Origin of the sequence: Glycomyces sp. NPDC049804, from assembly GCF_040674615.1 — a bacterium.
Classification (GTDB): domain Bacteria; phylum Actinomycetota; class Actinomycetes; order Mycobacteriales; family Micromonosporaceae; genus Glycomyces; species Glycomyces niveus.
The window spans coordinates 142,142-156,530 of record NZ_JBFAMQ010000008.1 but is presented as its reverse complement, the minus strand read 5'-3'; the positions used below and the strand labels follow the sequence as shown (position 1 = coordinate 156,530).

General features: G+C 68.2%; 17 protein-coding genes. 10 read left to right on the top strand and 7 right to left on the bottom strand.

Annotated elements, in window-relative coordinates; genetic code table 11:
* Window positions 1-130: 130 nt before the first annotated feature.
* Together AB0K52_RS15400 and AB0K52_RS15395 are read right to left on the bottom strand one after the other, a co-directional pair.
* The gene (locus AB0K52_RS15400; protein WP_363531886.1) at window positions 131-517 is read right to left on the bottom strand and encodes a hypothetical protein; all 387 of its coding nucleotides are present in this window, start codon (window positions 515-517) and stop codon (window positions 131-133) included.
* A 120-nt stretch (window positions 518-637) separates the two neighbouring features.
* Window positions 638-1,339, bottom strand: coding sequence for a glycoside hydrolase family 11 protein (locus AB0K52_RS15395; RefSeq protein ID WP_363531883.1), 702 nt, complete (start codon window positions 1,337-1,339; stop codon window positions 638-640).
* A gap of 321 nt (window positions 1,340-1,660) precedes the next feature.
* On the opposite strand from AB0K52_RS15395, the gene AB0K52_RS15390 reads away from it, so the two are divergent.
* Both AB0K52_RS15390 and AB0K52_RS15385 read left to right on the top strand, forming a co-directional pair.
* The gene (locus AB0K52_RS15390; protein WP_363531880.1) at window positions 1,661-3,928 is read left to right on the top strand and encodes a hypothetical protein; all 2,268 of its coding nucleotides are present in this window, start codon (window positions 1,661-1,663) and stop codon (window positions 3,926-3,928) included.
* Window positions 3,925-4,551: a hypothetical protein gene (locus AB0K52_RS15385; protein WP_363531877.1), complete on the top strand. Its 627-nt coding sequence runs from the start codon at window positions 3,925-3,927 to the stop codon at window positions 4,549-4,551. Before AB0K52_RS15390 ends, AB0K52_RS15385 begins: the two co-directional genes overlap by 4 nt.
* Window positions 4,552-4,779: 228 nt before the next feature.
* Here AB0K52_RS15385 and AB0K52_RS15380 read toward each other — a convergent pair whose 3' ends face one another.
* Window positions 4,780-5,142 (bottom strand): metalloregulator ArsR/SmtB family transcription factor, encoded by a 363-nt coding sequence (locus AB0K52_RS15380; protein ID WP_363531874.1) that lies wholly within the window; start codon window positions 5,140-5,142, stop codon window positions 4,780-4,782.
* A gap of 114 nt (window positions 5,143-5,256) precedes the next feature.
* Here AB0K52_RS15380 and AB0K52_RS15375 point away from each other — a divergent pair, with 114 nt between their 5' ends.
* From AB0K52_RS15375 to AB0K52_RS15345, 7 genes are all read left to right on the top strand, one after another.
* Window positions 5,257-6,759, top strand: a complete 1,503-nt coding sequence (locus AB0K52_RS15375; protein ID WP_363531871.1) for a flavoprotein — start codon at window positions 5,257-5,259, stop codon at window positions 6,757-6,759.
* 301 nt (window positions 6,760-7,060) lie between these two features.
* A complete protein-coding gene (locus AB0K52_RS15370) occupies window positions 7,061-7,390 on the top strand; it encodes an IPT/TIG domain-containing protein (RefSeq protein WP_363531868.1) in 330 nt (109 codons plus the stop codon).
* Window positions 7,391-7,982: 592 nt separating this feature from the next.
* Complete coding sequence (locus AB0K52_RS15365) at window positions 7,983-8,243, top strand: hypothetical protein (protein ID WP_363531865.1); 261 nt, start codon at window positions 7,983-7,985, stop codon at window positions 8,241-8,243.
* 143 nt (window positions 8,244-8,386) lie between these two features.
* Entirely contained in the window at window positions 8,387-8,683 is a 297-nt protein-coding gene (locus tag AB0K52_RS15360) for a YbaB/EbfC family nucleoid-associated protein (protein ID WP_363531863.1), read from the top strand.
* A 4-nt stretch (window positions 8,684-8,687) separates the two neighbouring features.
* On the top strand, window positions 8,688-9,020 hold the full coding sequence (locus tag AB0K52_RS15355) for a hypothetical protein (protein ID WP_363531860.1): 333 nt from the start codon (window positions 8,688-8,690) through the stop codon (window positions 9,018-9,020).
* Window positions 9,017-10,093: a hypothetical protein gene (locus tag AB0K52_RS15350; RefSeq protein ID WP_363531858.1), complete on the top strand. Its 1,077-nt coding sequence runs from the start codon at window positions 9,017-9,019 to the stop codon at window positions 10,091-10,093. The genes AB0K52_RS15355 and AB0K52_RS15350 overlap by 4 nt, the downstream gene beginning before the upstream one ends.
* Window positions 10,094-10,110: 17 nt before the next feature.
* Window positions 10,111-10,644 carry a hypothetical protein gene (locus AB0K52_RS15345; RefSeq protein ID WP_363531855.1) on the top strand — a complete coding sequence of 178 codons (534 nt, stop codon included), beginning with the start codon at window positions 10,111-10,113 and terminating at the stop codon, window positions 10,642-10,644.
* Between the two features lie 395 nt (window positions 10,645-11,039).
* Here the strand turns inward: AB0K52_RS15345 and AB0K52_RS15340 are convergent, their stop codons facing one another.
* Genes AB0K52_RS15340 through AB0K52_RS15325 form a run of 4 tightly spaced genes read right to left on the bottom strand, consistent with a single transcriptional unit; the run spans window position 11,040 to window position 13,825 of the window.
* Window positions 11,040-11,771 carry an ABC transporter permease gene (locus AB0K52_RS15340; RefSeq protein WP_363531852.1) on the bottom strand — a complete coding sequence of 244 codons (732 nt, stop codon included), beginning with the start codon at window positions 11,769-11,771 and terminating at the stop codon, window positions 11,040-11,042.
* A gap of 1 nt (window position 11,772) precedes the next feature.
* Window positions 11,773-12,486: a fluoroquinolone transporter permease gene (locus AB0K52_RS15335; RefSeq protein ID WP_363531849.1), complete on the bottom strand. Its 714-nt coding sequence runs from the start codon at window positions 12,484-12,486 to the stop codon at window positions 11,773-11,775.
* Window positions 12,483-13,352, bottom strand: a complete 870-nt coding sequence (locus AB0K52_RS15330) for an ABC transporter ATP-binding protein (protein WP_363531846.1) — start codon at window positions 13,350-13,352, stop codon at window positions 12,483-12,485. Before AB0K52_RS15330 ends, AB0K52_RS15335 begins: the two co-directional genes overlap by 4 nt.
* A 5-nt stretch (window positions 13,353-13,357) precedes the next feature.
* Window positions 13,358-13,825: a MarR family transcriptional regulator gene (locus tag AB0K52_RS15325; protein ID WP_363531843.1), complete on the bottom strand. Its 468-nt coding sequence runs from the start codon at window positions 13,823-13,825 to the stop codon at window positions 13,358-13,360.
* Between the two features lie 199 nt (window positions 13,826-14,024).
* Between AB0K52_RS15325 and AB0K52_RS15320 the strand changes: the two genes are divergently transcribed.
* Window positions 14,025-14,279, top strand: a complete 255-nt coding sequence (locus AB0K52_RS15320; protein ID WP_363531840.1) for a hypothetical protein — start codon at window positions 14,025-14,027, stop codon at window positions 14,277-14,279.
* The last annotated feature ends 110 nt before the right edge of the window (window positions 14,280-14,389 follow it).

Sequence of the window (14,389 nt, the reverse complement as noted above, 5' to 3'; positions counted from 1 at the left end):
TGGGATAGAGCCTCGGGGAGGCCGGTGGGGGCCTCCCCGAGCTCTGCACTTGACCTTCAGATATTCGCGAACAGTGCTGACACACTGGGAACCAGCGGGTGGGACCACGGGTCCCGCCCGCTGCCGCGTCTCAGGACTCGCCGCGCGGCAGCAGGTCCAGGAGCTTCGCGACGAGCTCGGCGAGCGCCGCGAACGGGCTCACCAGCCGCTCCATGGCCTTGAGCTTGCTGTGGAGGCGCCCGGGCGGCTTGGCTTCGACGACCGACTCCTCGAGGTCGTCGATGGTGTCCGCGATGACCTCGTAGTCCGCGCCGACGCTCTCGCGCAGCTCGTCCAGGACCGCGCGCAGCTCCGCGATGAGCCGCAGCAGCTCCCGGTCGGCCTCCCGCCCGCCGGCGAACACGTACCCCCGCGCGCCCTCACCGATGGCCCCGACCGTGGCCGACGCCCCGTTCCCGATCGCCCCGGTCTGCACGCTCCCCCGGAACACGTACCCGCCCTGCTCGTCCTCGACCATTGCGCACCCGCCCTATATTGTCATAGATACAAATATGAAGGGTCCAGCGTATCCGGGCGCGAGAGCCCTTGTCAAGGAACGGAAAAGGGAGGCGCGGCCGCGCCTCCCTTCTCGACCCGATCAGCTGACGGTGATGTTCGAGCTGCCGGTGGACTGGTAGCCCTCGGTCGCCATGATCATGTAGTAGCTGAAGGCGCCCAGGTTCATGCCCGCGCGGGCCCAGGCGTCGAAGTGGGCGCCGGTGTCGATGGTGCCGCTGCTTCGCAGGTTCTGGCGGACGCTCCAGTACTGCGCGAAGGTCTTGGTGCCCTCCACGGAGGGCGCGTTGTAGCGCATGGAGTGCCCGAGGGTGTAGTTGCTGCCGTTGATGTAGGCGGTGCCGCGGTTGGCCGCCCCGCTGCTGGGGTTGTACGGGCCGTGCGATTCGACGATGTAGTACTCCACCAGCGGGTTCGACGTCCAGCCGTAGAGGGCGAGATAGCCGTTGCTGCCGTGGAGGACCCAGCCGTTGTAGTTGACGTTGCGGCGCCCGCCGTTGGCCCAGCCCTTGCCGCCGACCCAGTTGTTGGCGCCGTTCCACTGGGAGCTGTAGTTCCCGCCCGAGCCGAGGGTCATCGAGGCGCGGCCCGGTGAGTCGGTCCAGAAGGAGTAGTAGTACCCGTTGTGCGTGCCGGTCGCGTTCTGCGTCAGGGTCTGCGCGTTCGCGGTGCCGGGCACGACGAGCGCCGACGCCGCGCCGAGCGCGAGCGCCCCGCCGCCGAGCAGGAGTCCCCTGCGGCTGAACGGGGTGGCGGGTTCCTTCGGGGGCTGTGTCTCAGACATGCGTCCTCCAAAATCGCATCGAAGAATGTCGATTTGAGAAGTATGCGCAAGGCATCGAGTCTCGTCAATAAGTTCCGGAGAACTATCGGAATTTTCTCCGGAAGTTTCGGATTCGGGGCGCACCGCACCCCGTAGCGGAAGTGCCCGGATCGAGCCAGGCCTTTGGCCGTTCGGCCGGCCCGGGACCCGATGGTCCGACCGGTCGTCGGCGGCGACGACTGCCGGTGGAACGCACCTCCTAGGCTGACCCGCGGGGCATGGCGGGCCTTCCCGGCCGCCGTCTCCGCATTGGATTCCAGGCCGGCGATCGAGAGAAGACGCATGCGACACGGTGAACCGGAGCTCTGGGCCGCGCTGGACTCGGCACGGTCGGTGGCGGATTTCGAGATACAGCAGGCGCAGCTTGAGGACGTGGTCAGCGGCGCCGAAGCCGGAGGCTTCGCCTCGCTCGCCTTCGCCGCCCGGCGTGCGCTCGCGAACGCGTACTGCGTGGGGCGGCAATGGGACCGGGCCTTTCCCCTGTTCGCCCGCTGCCTCGCCGAACACGACGCCCGCAAACTCGAGCTCGATCCGCGCGAAGAGGCGGCACTGCGCTCCTGGTACTGCTGGACCATCCAGTCGATGGCCGAGTTCCCGGCCATCGGCCTGACCCGGATCTACACCGCGCTCGACGATGTCGAACAGCGCTACCTGGCGGCGGGCGAGCGCCTCCGGGAGGTGTACGCGATCCGCCGCTCAGTGGCGCACATCGCCGCGGACTGGGACCAGGAGCAGCATTGCTTCCGGCAGTGGATCGCCGCGGGCGGACCCGACCCGGACAGCATGTGGGACTTCAGCCTGCAGGTCGCCCGGCTCACCGCCCGCGGCGACGACGCGGCCGCGTACGAGCTGGCCGCCGCGGTGCTGGCCGGCGCGCGGACCTTCGACGAGCCGCCGGTGCCGGTGCAGATCGAGATGCTCCTCCCCTTGGCGCGGCTGGGACTGCACGTCGAGGCCCGGCGGGCGTTCCGGCTCGCCCGCCGGGGCATCACCCGCGAGGTGTACCGCTACGAGTACAGCGGCAAGCTCATCGAGTTCTGCGCGCTCACAGGGAACCTCGATGCGGGCCTCGAGACGCTCAGCATGATGATGTGGGGCTTCGCGACCCTGAACCGGCCGACCGGGAAGATGGACTTCGCCGTCGCAGTGGCGGTGCTGATGCGGCAGATGGTCGAGGCCGGCCGCGGCGACGAGCCCGTCGGCTGGGCGAAGCAGGGCGAGGACGAGTACGTCGACGCCGCGCAGATGCTGGAGCGGATGCGCGGCATCGCGCTCGATCTCGCGGCGCAGTTCGACGCGCGCAACGGCACCACGGCCCAGGGCGACCGGATTCGAGCCCGCCTCGCCGCGCGACCGGTCGCGCAGGTTCGAATGAGCGCTGTGAGCTACCCGTTCACCGCGAGCATCCCTGCCGGTCTGTCGGCCGAGGAACTGCTGTCCCGGGCCGAGCGGCATTTCGACCGCGAGCGGCGCACCGCGACCCGCGACCACCTCCGGGCGCTCGGGCGGCCACCGGCGCACCTGGCCGCCCGCCATGCGCATCTGCTGGCGCTGCTGAACGGCGGACCGGACCAGGGGCCCGCGCTGCACGAAGCGGCCCAGCAGTACCAGGCCGAGGAGGATTGGGTTCGCTTCGCGCTCTGCATGTGTGACACCGCGGTCTGGATGGCGGACAACGGGAGGGCCGACGACGCGGCGCCGTTGGTAACCCAGATGCGCGACCTGCTGCGCAAACTGCCCGACTCGAGAGCGATCGCACTCGCGGAGTTCGCGTTCGCCAACGTCATGACCGGTTTGGCGGACCCGGAAGCGATCGATCGCGCTCTGGCCCGTGCCGCCGAGGACGCCGCCGAGTCCGGCGACCCCTACGTCGTCGCCCTCGTCGCGAGTCGGCAGGTGGGCAGGGCGGTGCGGCGGGACTCGCCGCCCGAGCAGGTCATCGCGCTGGCGGCGACGATGCGCGACGCCGCGTTGGAGGCGGACTGGCCGGCCCAGGCGGTCCGCGCGTTCTCCCTCCTCGAGACGGCCCATGCCAGGGCGGGCACCACGGCGGTGTACCGCCGGGAGACCGACCGGCGCATCGCCGGGTTCCCCTCGGACACACCGCAGGTGGTGCGGGCGGGTTACGGCTACGCGCAGGCCCGCGGCCTCCTCGACGAGGGCCGGGAAGCAGAGGCCGTCCCTGCTTTGGAGGAGCTGATCGCCGTGGAGCGCCCCAGCGGAGTGCCCGCCATGCACTGGCATTGGCTCGCGCAGGGGTACTTCACGGCCGGTCGCCTCGACGACGCGGTCGACGCCGCGGAGATCGACGCCGACTTCCTCGACGAGCAGCGGGAACGCGGCGGCCTCGAGGAGCCCTCGGCGGCCGACGCGAACCGCCGGCTGCTCGTCGAGTGCTGCCGGCGGATCGACGATTTCGAAGGCGCCTGGAAGCACCTGGAGATCCTGAGCCGCAACGCCGGCAAACGGGACGAGGCGCGGCTCCAGGACTACGTGCGTGCGCAGGCCTATCAGCTCCGCCTCGCCATGCGAGGAGAACCTTCGGCATGACCAGAAGGACGCCCGTATCCGGGCCCTTCCCCGAGCCCCCGGTTCGCAGCGGAGAACTGCTGCGTCACCTCGCGAGTCCACGTGACGCCAAGACCATGCTGACGGTGCTCAAGGTGGCGCTGATCGCCGGCGCCGCCTGGGCGGTCATGGTCGGTTTCATGGCGGCTTTCCCGGTCGACCTGATCGTCATCGTCGCGCTGACCGGGGCCATGGCCGCAGTCTGGTGCTTCATGTACAGGCCGCTTCGCGAACAGCGCATCGGCAGCACCGATCCGGACGCCCAGATCGAGCTGCTCGTCGTGCCCGAAGGCCTGGTGACCCGCGGCGGGCTGGACGTCCGCTGGCGCGAGATCGAGGCCGTCCACGTCGAGGAGCGCGAGTCCGAGGGCAAGGGGATCCACGTCCACGTCATCGTCTCGCTCAACACCGACGACGTGCGCGATCGCGCCACCGCTGCACAACGCATGGCGTTCATCCCGTTCGGCCGGAAGATCGACGTCAAGCTCGGGATGATCTCCAAGGCCTCCCGGAAGGCGACCTCCACCGTGCTGCGCGAGCAGTGCGAGGGCGTCAGAGTGCCCTTCAGCTCCGAACGCCGCGTCGTGGCCCCCGGCGGCGGCTGACGAGTCGTGTCCAGATCCGCGGTGTCCACCGGGGGCTCCGCGGCCGCCCTGCCGGAGCGCCGGGTCGGTTGCAGCGGCGACAGGACCGAGACCGCCGTCTGTCGGGCAACGGCGTCGAAGCGGAGCTTCCCGCTAGTCGTGCCGGTGGTGCGGGCGTGCTCGGCGCGTTCGGAAGCGATCTGGACCGCGGAGTTCCCGCCTCCGCTGACCCGCTGCGGGTGGTGGTCGCTAGTCGCAGCAGGTGTCTTCGGTGGGGGTGGAGAGTCCGGCGAGGGCGCGCAACGGTGCCGAGAACGCGTCGCAGCAGAGTGAGTAGACGTTGCTGCGGCCCTTGGGGGTCACGCTCACGAGCCCGAGTTCGCGCAGGGGCGCGAGGTGGTGGGAGACGAGGGTCTGGGCGAGGCCGGTGGCCTCGGTCAGCTCCCTGACGGTGCGGGAGTGCTCGGACAGCAGCAGGACGATCGCGAGGCGGTTCTCGTCCGACAACGCCTTGAACTGGGGCGCGAGGTCCTTGGCGTGCTCGATCATCGACGCGTCCGAGTGCCCGGCGGTGCTCACGTCGGTCAGGGTGAGTTCGATCGTGCGGCTCATGAGTCAAGTAAACCACAGAGTTTGATATCAACAGCAATCACTGGTATTAATTATGGAAGTTGATGTGACCGTGGTAGGCGCGGTCACCGTGAACCGAGATCCCAGGAGTCCGCCATGTCGAACCCCATCACCCGCCAGGTGTCCACGGTCGCCGTCATCGGCGCCGGGCCCGTCGGCCTGGCCGCCGCCGCACACCTGGTCGAGCGCGGCCTGATCCCGATCGTCCTCGAAGCCGGCGAAGGCCCCGCCGACGCGATCCGCCAGTGGGGGCACGTCCGGCTGTTCTCGCCGTGGCGCTTCGACATCGACGCCGCCGCCCGCAGGCTGCTCGAAGCCCAGGGCTGGACCGCGCCCGACCCCGACGCCCTGCCCACAGGCGCCGAGTTGATCGAGGCCTACCTCGCCCCGCTCGCCAAGACCCCCGGACTCGCCCCGCACCTGCGCTACGGCACGCGCGTCGTCGCCGTCTCCCGCGCCGGTGTCGACAAGACCCGCACCATCGACCGCGAAGGCCGCCCCTACCTCGTCCGCACCCGCACCAGCGCCGGCGAATGGTCGGACCTGCTCGTCGACGCGGTCATCGACGCCTCCGGCACCTGGACGCAGCGCAACCCTCTCGGCGCCCACGGCCTCGCCGCACCGGGCGAAGACCACGAAGCCGCCTGGGCCGCCGGGCCGCTGCCCGACGTCCTCGGCATCGAGCGCGACCGCTTCGCGGGCAAGCGGACCCTCGTCGTCGGCATGGGCCACTCGGCCGCGAACACGCTCCTGAACCTGGCGACCCTGAAGGAAGCCGAGCCGGAGACCGCGGTGGTGTGGGCGATCCGCGGCCAGAGCCCGGCGCGCCTGTACGGCGGCGGCTCGGCCGACGCGCTCCCCGCGCGCGGCACCATCGGCACCCGCCTGCGCGAACTGGTCGAAGCGGGCGCGATCGAACTGGTCACCGGGTTCACCATCGACCGCTTCGAAGACCGCGACGACGCTGCGGTCGCGGTGGTGGGGAACATCAATGGCATCGAGCACGTCATCGAGGCCGACCACGTCGCCGCCGCGACCGGGTTCCGGCCCGATCTGGAGATGCTGCGCGAGGTCCGGCTCGAGATCGACAGCACCGTTGAGGCCCCGGCGAAGCTCGCGCCGCTCATCGACCCGAACTTCCACTCGTGCGGCACCGTGCCCCCGCACGGCGAGGCCGATCTCGCCCAGCCCGACGAGGGCTTCTATCTCGTCGGCATGAAGTCCTACGGCCGCGCCCCGACGTTCCTGCTCGCCACCGGATACGAGCAGGTCCGCTCCATCGCCGCCGCGCTGGCCGGCGACAGGGAGGCCGCCGACAAGGTCGAGCTCGACCTCCCCGAGACGGGTGTCTGCTCCTCGAGCAGGTCGCTGGAAGCCACCAGCATCGCCGACGCCGCCGAGGCCTCGGGCTGCTGCGGCTCCACCGCAGCCGAGACCGCGGACTCCGGGTGCGGGGCGAGCGCCGACAGCGGATCCGGTTGCGGCACTGTGCAGCCTGAACCGGTCGTGGTCCGTGCCCGCGGTCTCGCCACCGGCGTCCCGCACGGCTACTCCGGCGAGCGGATCGAACTCAAGCAGACCGGCGGCTGCTGCGGCTAGACATCAAGAGCGGTAAGCGAATGCGACCGGGGCGCAGCTGCGCCCCGGCCTGCGTGAGCCTGTGGGCTCTCCCCTTCTTCCGCACCCCGGAACGCCCGTCTCGCCCGGCGACACCCGCGATCGATGCGGCATCGTAGTCGGAACGGGTCGGCGCGGCCGGCATTCGCCCGGGGTGAGAGTGTCGCATTTCCGACAGCTCGCCCACCGCGGATCCGGCCATGCGGGCTGCCGCCTCCCGCAGAATCGGTTGTGAACGACTCTCGGATCATCCGGAGTCAGTCATTCACGGGGGAAGAAAGAGATGACACAGGCACAGCAGCGGCCCGAACTCGACCGCGACCGCGACCACCGCAGCGACCTCGACACTCGGGCGCCGAGCATCGAGCAGGCGTCGCCGGAGTCCGGCCGGGAGGGCGACACCATCACCATCAGGGGCAACCACCTGATGGCGGTGGACAAGGTCACCTTCCAGGTCGGACAGGACTCGCGCCGCGGCGAGGTCGTCCACCGCGGCGAGGACAACCAGGTGAAGGTGCGTGTCCCGCGCGGCCTCCCTGCCGGAGGCGGTCAGATCTCGGTGTCCAACGGCGCCGGGGAGAGCAACAAGCTGAAGTTCACCGTCCGGTCCTAGACACGGACGCGAAGGCCGCCACCGCCCAGGCTCAGCCGAGCCTGGGCGGTGGCGGCCTTTCCTTGGACAGTCCCGGGTGGGATTCGAACCCACACCGCTCGCAGGTATGAGGGAGATCCATATCTACCTGCGCATTCGTGCCCGCACTCCGTCCGAGTCCACGTCTCGTCCACGAAGCGGTTCGCGGCGATCCGAGGGGCACTGATCCCGCACGTGGTCGGCTGACCGGGGCGCTCGGCGGTCGACGATGTGCCCGCTGTGGACACTCATCCAGCCGATTCAACAACGGCCCTTGACCGGGAAATCCCCGGTCAGGGGCCGTTCTGGCTGGTGATTGCGAGTGAGGAAAGTGCCCCGTTTGGTCGCTTGTTCGAACACGTTGACGCAGGTCGTCGCCCTGCGTGAGGCGTTGGAGCGGCGATTTGATGCTCCGATCGGCGAATTTGCGTCCAGTTCCGCCTCCGCCGAGGAGCCGCACCGGCCGCGCTCGTTGCACCAGCGCCTGACCCCGGACGCCTTCCGGACCGGAGTGCCCAGCCAGTGCTGGCCGAGCGATACGGGATCGGCCTGACCAGCGTCAAGAAGCTGATCCGTGAGGCCCGTCGGTCGGCTCCGGCTCGATGACGGCAACGCCGACTTCGGGGGTCTCGGCCTTGCGTGCTTCCTCGAGCTGTCTGGCGGCGACATCGAGAACGACTTGTGCGAACAGGCGGACGTCAATCGGCTCGCGCCACTCGACCCCTACGATGACCGGTTCTTCTTCATGTTGCCCATGATCGAGACGTACCAGCAGGAGAGACCGAAACGCATTCGCCACACCGAAGAGGTCAGCTCCTTTGTCACTTGTCGGTAGCATGAACAGGGTGCCGTGAGGCCGATCCCCAACTGCAGCGACGAAGCACCGCAACAACCCCACGCGAAAGGAGTTCGTCAATGCCGTCCGTTTTCGAAGACCCTGAGGGCTACATGCGGGACTTTCAGGCTCGCATGCAGGCCATGGCTGAACGGAGCGCCAACCTGAACGAGGCGCTCGAAGCGGCCTCAGCCACCGCCGTCTCTCCGGAGGGCGAAGTCACCGTGACCGTGGGCGTCGGAGGCGCCCTCCGCGATCTCCAGCTCAGCCCCGAGTCGCGCAAGATGTCGGCCCAGTCGCTCGCGACGCTCATCAAGGAGATGTACGCCGAAGCCGCGCTCAACGCCGGCCGCGCCTCGACCGGCGCGCTCGCTTCGGTGTTCGGCGAGGACAGTGAACTCGTCCGCCAGGCCCGCGCCGCCGACCCAGAAGAGCGGTGACACCGTGGGCGACCGCATCAACGTGCCCGACCCCGAGGCCTTCGAGACCCATGTGGACAACATCGACGCGAAGGTGATCGGCCCGGTCGTCCAGGCGCACAACGCCGCCGAGGCGAAGGGCATCGGCAGCGCCCTGGACTTCGGCATCGTGAACCAGCCGTTCGCCCTGATGGCGTACGGCCTCGCCGAACTCGCCACCTTCGTCATCGGCAACGCCCGCGACGCGGCCAAAGAAGCATCCGTCCAAGTCAAGGCCACCTGCGACGCCTACCAGGACTGCGACTCCTCGGTCGCCGAGACCTTCAACGTGTACATCAGCGAGATGGGCGGATCATGAACGACCTCATCGTCAACCCCGACGAATCCGCACCCGCCTGGGGCCAGTTCACCGGCGCCCGCGCGCTCGGGAGCGCACAAGCGCTCATGCAGTCCGACACCGGGCTCGAATACGCACTCAACGGCACCGTCGCCGCACTCGACATGCTCGCATTCGTCGCCAACCCCTTCAAAGAGTGCATCATGGCGGGCGTCGGCTTCCTCATCGAGCACTTCGAGTTCCTCAACGAACCCCTCGAGTGGGTCGCCGGCGACCCCACGTCCATCAACGCCACCAAGGACACCTGGGGCAACATCGCGCAGGCCCTCGACCAGGCCGGGCAGGACCTCGTGACCGAACTGGACTCCCTGTCCGAGTGGGAGGGCAAGGACGCCGATGCCTACCGTGCGCTGATCGACGACTTTGGCAGCGCCATCTCGGCCTCCGGCTGCGTCTCCAGCATCATGAGCAACTACATGATGGTGATGGGCATCTGGACCGCGGTGACCCGCGGCCTGCTGCTCGAACTCATTTGCGACTTCGTATCTCGCGCGATCATGTACGCCCTCGCCGCGCTCGCCTCCTCCTGGTTCACCTTCGGCGGCTCCATCGCCGCGCTCATCGGTGGCCTCGTGGCCGACGCGATGAGCGTGATGGCGAAGATCTCCCAGCACATCTCCAAGCTCGGCCAGGCCATGTCACAACTCGGCCAGCGGATGGGCAAGGTCGGCGAGATCATCGACGACATCGGCAGAGCGCTCGACCGGTTCGGCACCGGGAAGAAGTTCGACCTGAACTTCTCCTCGCTGCAGAAGGGCATGGACCTGAAGTTCGACGCGCTCTCCAAATCAATCTGGGACGACGCGATGCCGACACCAGGCACCGCCGGCCCCCGGTCGAACTACCAACTCGACAACACGCACACCTTCTACAACACCATGAACGACATGTTCGGCTCAGGAAACCTCCCGACGTCCTGGCTCAACAACGCCCACAGCTGGAACAACCTCGGGAACATCCTCACCGGATACCCGATGACCGGGCTCAAGAGCCTCCTCGGCGGCGGACCCGGCGCCGTCCAGGACGGCGGCTGAGGGATGGGCACAAGCTGATGGCGGTGCTGATCGGCATTACCGCCGTGCTCGCGTGGCTGGGCGGGATCTTCCTCGTCATGGCCCGCGGGTACCTCCTCCCTGCGATCCGCACCGAGGAGTTCCGGCTCGAAGTCGCCGCGGAGCGCGGTTGGTTCGACGGCATCGAGACGCCGACGATCCAGCCGGGCTCCGCGGCCGATCCGGACGCACTCGCCGGACTCATGCACAGTGGTGAAGAGGTCGGTAAGCGGAAGCAGGGCATCGTCAAGAACGCCTGGGAGAACGATCCGGAGTACAAGGAGGAAGTGCGCCGACGCTGGCGCGAGTACTACGTGAAGTACCACGCCGAGTACTCCCTCTTCGTCGGTGGCGCCTGGGCGCTCACCTTCATACTCGTAGAGCCACTTCGCCAGGCGCTGGTCCTTGACGGGCTGGAGATCCTGACACCGGTATACGCGCTGGTAGTCCCGTTGTGGATCGCCGTCGCCCTGATCGCGACGCTCGAAGCCCTGAAATCAGCACAGCGCCGGGCGAGGAAGAACCGCCACTGAGCACCACCTTCTTACAGAGGTAGAAATATTCACATATTTACCAGAGTGCCCCCGGCAGGATTCGAACCTGCGACGCACGGTTTAGGAAACTGCTGCTTCAAAAAGGTGTGGGCTGCGAAACCGTTGCTTTATCGGTTTGTTGTGCCGTCGCCGAGCCGCCGATTGATCAACTGTGGAGGCCCAAAGAATCGCTCATTTGTATTATTCGCAATCGGTCTCACGATCAATAATTTGGCGTTTTGGCGACCGTTCTATTGGGAACGTGGAGTACGAATCTAGGTTGTCATCTCCACAGCGTAGCGGCTAACACGACGAGTGCTCGGTCCCCGACGATCCCGGGCCTGGGTCGAGTGATGGCGGCGGGCGGGCTGGAAGTGGGCCCGCCCGCCGCGGGTTCAGGATTTCTGGGAGGCGAGGCGTTTGAGCAGCCACCAGCCGACCGCTCCCGCGTAGGCGGTGCCGCCTGCGAGGTAGGGCCAGGGGTTGCCGCCGTCCCAGACTTCCCAGAAGGCCTTGGCGGGCCAGTAGGTCGGGATGAGTCCGAAACCGAGCATCGCCGGATGCTCGAAGAAGAACGGCACCATGGGGAGGCCGAACAGCAGCATGCCGATGGCGCGGACGATGGCGAGCCCTTCGACCTTGTTGCGGGCCAGGGCGGCCAGGCCGAAGCCGACCATCGCGGCGTTGAGCCCGCACAGGACCGTGATCGGCACGGACGCGGCGACGACCTCGGCGGGGACCTGACCGGTCAGTGCCATGGCGGCGATGAGGGAGACCGCGGTGGCGGCCACGGTGGTCGCCGCCCGGTAGAGCGGGTAGCCCATCGGCGGCGCGGGCGTCACCCGCAGCGCCGCGAGGGTCCGCTGGTCCTTGTCGTCCATCAGCAGCATCCCGCAGACGGCGCCGAGAACGGCGATCGGCCCGACGATGATGAAGGCGCTGAGGATGAGCGGGTGGTACGGGACGAGGTCGAAGGCGTGGTCGTGGTCGAGGTAGCGGGTGAACGCGGGCAGTAGCCACATCGTGGCCGCGTAGATGAACGGGCCGAAGACGATTCCGGCGAGCAGGCTGTCGCGGCGGATGTTGCGCAGGTCGTTGCGGGCGAAGGCCGCGGTGGTGCCGGGCATGTCATTCGCCTCCTTCGCTGGCGGCGATGTGCCGGTCGAACATCTTGCGGGAGACCAGGCCGAGGACGGCGAGCGCGGCGACCGGGTAGGCCAGGGCGTAGACCCATTGCCACACCGCCAGGTCGACCTGCCCGAAGGAGTGGCCCATGAGCAGCAGCACCCCCTGGGTCGGGACGAGGTACGTGACCGGGTGCTCCCACAGCCCCGAATAGTTCACGAGGGGGACGTTGAGGACTGCGAGCACCAGTGTGGACGGGATGATCCACTCGCTGATCGAGGTGAACGGCGTCGCGGAGATGAAGCTGCACGTCAGGAACAAGAGTGCGCACAGCACGGCTCCGACGGTGAACGAGAGCGGCTCGAAGTCCAGGCCGACACCCGAGAACGCGATGACCAGCGACAAGAGCAGGCTCAGCGCGGCGAGCGCGGTGAGCTTCGCCGTGAAGTATTCGCGAAAGCGCAAGGGAGAGACCAGCAGCGCGAAGAGCGTGCGCTCGCCGCGTTCGAAGAACACTGCACCGGCGATGAAGAAGAAGCCGACGAGCGCGAGGTCGCCGAAGACGATGTAGGTCATCGAGGCGGCCTTGAGCTGCCCGGGAATGAGGTAGACGACGACTTCCCACAGCAGGGCCGAGAACGCCGCCGCGTACAGGAACCCGTACCGCCATTGCAGGCGCACCTCGAGCCGGAGGGCTTGTGCGAGGACGCCGGTCATGTCAGCTTCCTTCCGGTGACGTCGATGAACACGTCCTCCAGGTCGGCCTCCTGGCTGTGGACGGACTCGACGGCGGCCTCGCTCAGGAGCGAGCGGAACGCCTCGTCCTCGCCGAGCCCGTCGAGCGGGAAGTCCTTGGTGGACAGCTCGTCCGAGCCGTCGGCGCGGTAGGTGACCGTGACCTGGCGCCTGCTGCGCGACAGCTTGTGCTCGGTGGGTGAGGCCATGGCGGCGATGCGGCCGTCGACGACGAACGCGACCCGGTCGCACAGCTGGTCGGCCGTGGTCATGTCGTGGGTGGTGAGGAAGACGGTGCGCCCTTCGGCGCGCAGTTCGGCGACGATGTCTTTGACGATGCGGGCGTTGGCGGGGTCCATGCCGGAGGTCGGCTCGTCGAGGAACAGCAGCTGCGGGCGGTGCAGCAGCGCGCGGACGAAGACCAGGCGCATCTGCATGCCCTTGGAGTACTTGGCGACGCGGGTGTGGGCGGCGTCGGCGAGCCCGACCCGGTCGAGCAGCGCCATGGGGTCCTCGGTGGGGCCGGGGTAGAGCGAGGCGAAGAACTGGAGGTTTTCCAGGCCGGAGAGCTTGAGGTAGTGGTTCGGCAACTCGAAGGAGACGCCGATGCGCTCGTAGTACTCGGCTCCCCAGGCGGCGGGGTCCTTGCCCCAGACCCGGGCCGAGCCGCCGTGGCCGGTGAGGAGTCCGGTGAGGATCTTCTGCGTCGTGGACTTGCCGGCGCCGGAGGGGCCGAGGAAGCCGAAGACCTCGCCGGCGTCGACGGTGAAGTCGATGCCGCGCACGGCGGGCTCGGGGGACTTGGGGTAGGTGAAGGTGAGGCCTTCGATGTCGATGACGTGGCTCATTGCCGTCACTGCTTTCGCTGTTCGTGCCAGAGGGTTTCGATGCGTTCGTACTGCTCGGCGAGGAAGGTGTACATCGCGTGGGCCTCCTCGAGGCGCTCGCGGGACTCAGGGGGCGCGTCGGCGAGGAGTTCGAGTCCCCGTTCGGTCTGCTTGATCCATTCGCGTGCCTGCTTGGCCTTCTCGGCGGCCTCGTCGAGCCAGAACCCGGGGCGCAGCCGCCAGTGGGTGCGACGCGAGCCCGGGACGGCTTGGCGCACGACGGCCTTGTTGGCCGCGAGCATCTTCATCGCCATGCTCACCGAGCCGCGGCTGATGTCGAGTGCCTCGGCGAGCTCTTCTGCCGTCTGATGCGGCGGCTCGCATACCAGGAGCCAACCGAGGATGCGCCCGGGGATGCGGGGAAGGCCGTAGCCCTCGAAGTACAGGCCGATCTCGTCGGCGTAGTCGTGGCGACCGGTGCGCTCGCCGCTCATGTGGTCTCCTCTCGACGGGATCGACAGCTTCGACAGTACCGCCGCTCGTCAAAATTTTCAATAATCATTGAAAATTGATTGCCGGATCGCCGTTTCGACGCGTGCTCAGTCGGGTCGGTCTGCTGCGGCAATGTCGGCTCTGGAGTGCCGGGAAGTCTGGTCGGCGACGTTGCCCGCTGCCTGACGATCGGAGCCCCGTTTGCGCACCCTCTACCGATCCGCTGCCGACCGCGAGGTCGTCGCCCGATGGTGCCGCTCCCGGCTCGACGCCTGGGAAGTGCCGCACCGCAGCCGGTCCATCGAAGTCGCCGACGCCAAGGTGCACCTGACGTTCGCCGGGACCGGACCGCTCCGCGTCCTGTTCGTGCCCGGCACGAACTTCAACGCCGGTCCACGCTCGCTCCCCCACCACTGCCCGACGCGATACTCCAGCGGCATCTCGGCTCACCCTTGATCGTGGCGAACGGCGCCCACGACCGCTTCTTCCCCCGGATCGACTCGGACCAGCGGTCCGCGCGAAGCTCGGTGTTGAACTAGAGGTCATCGACGGCGCCGGTCATCTCG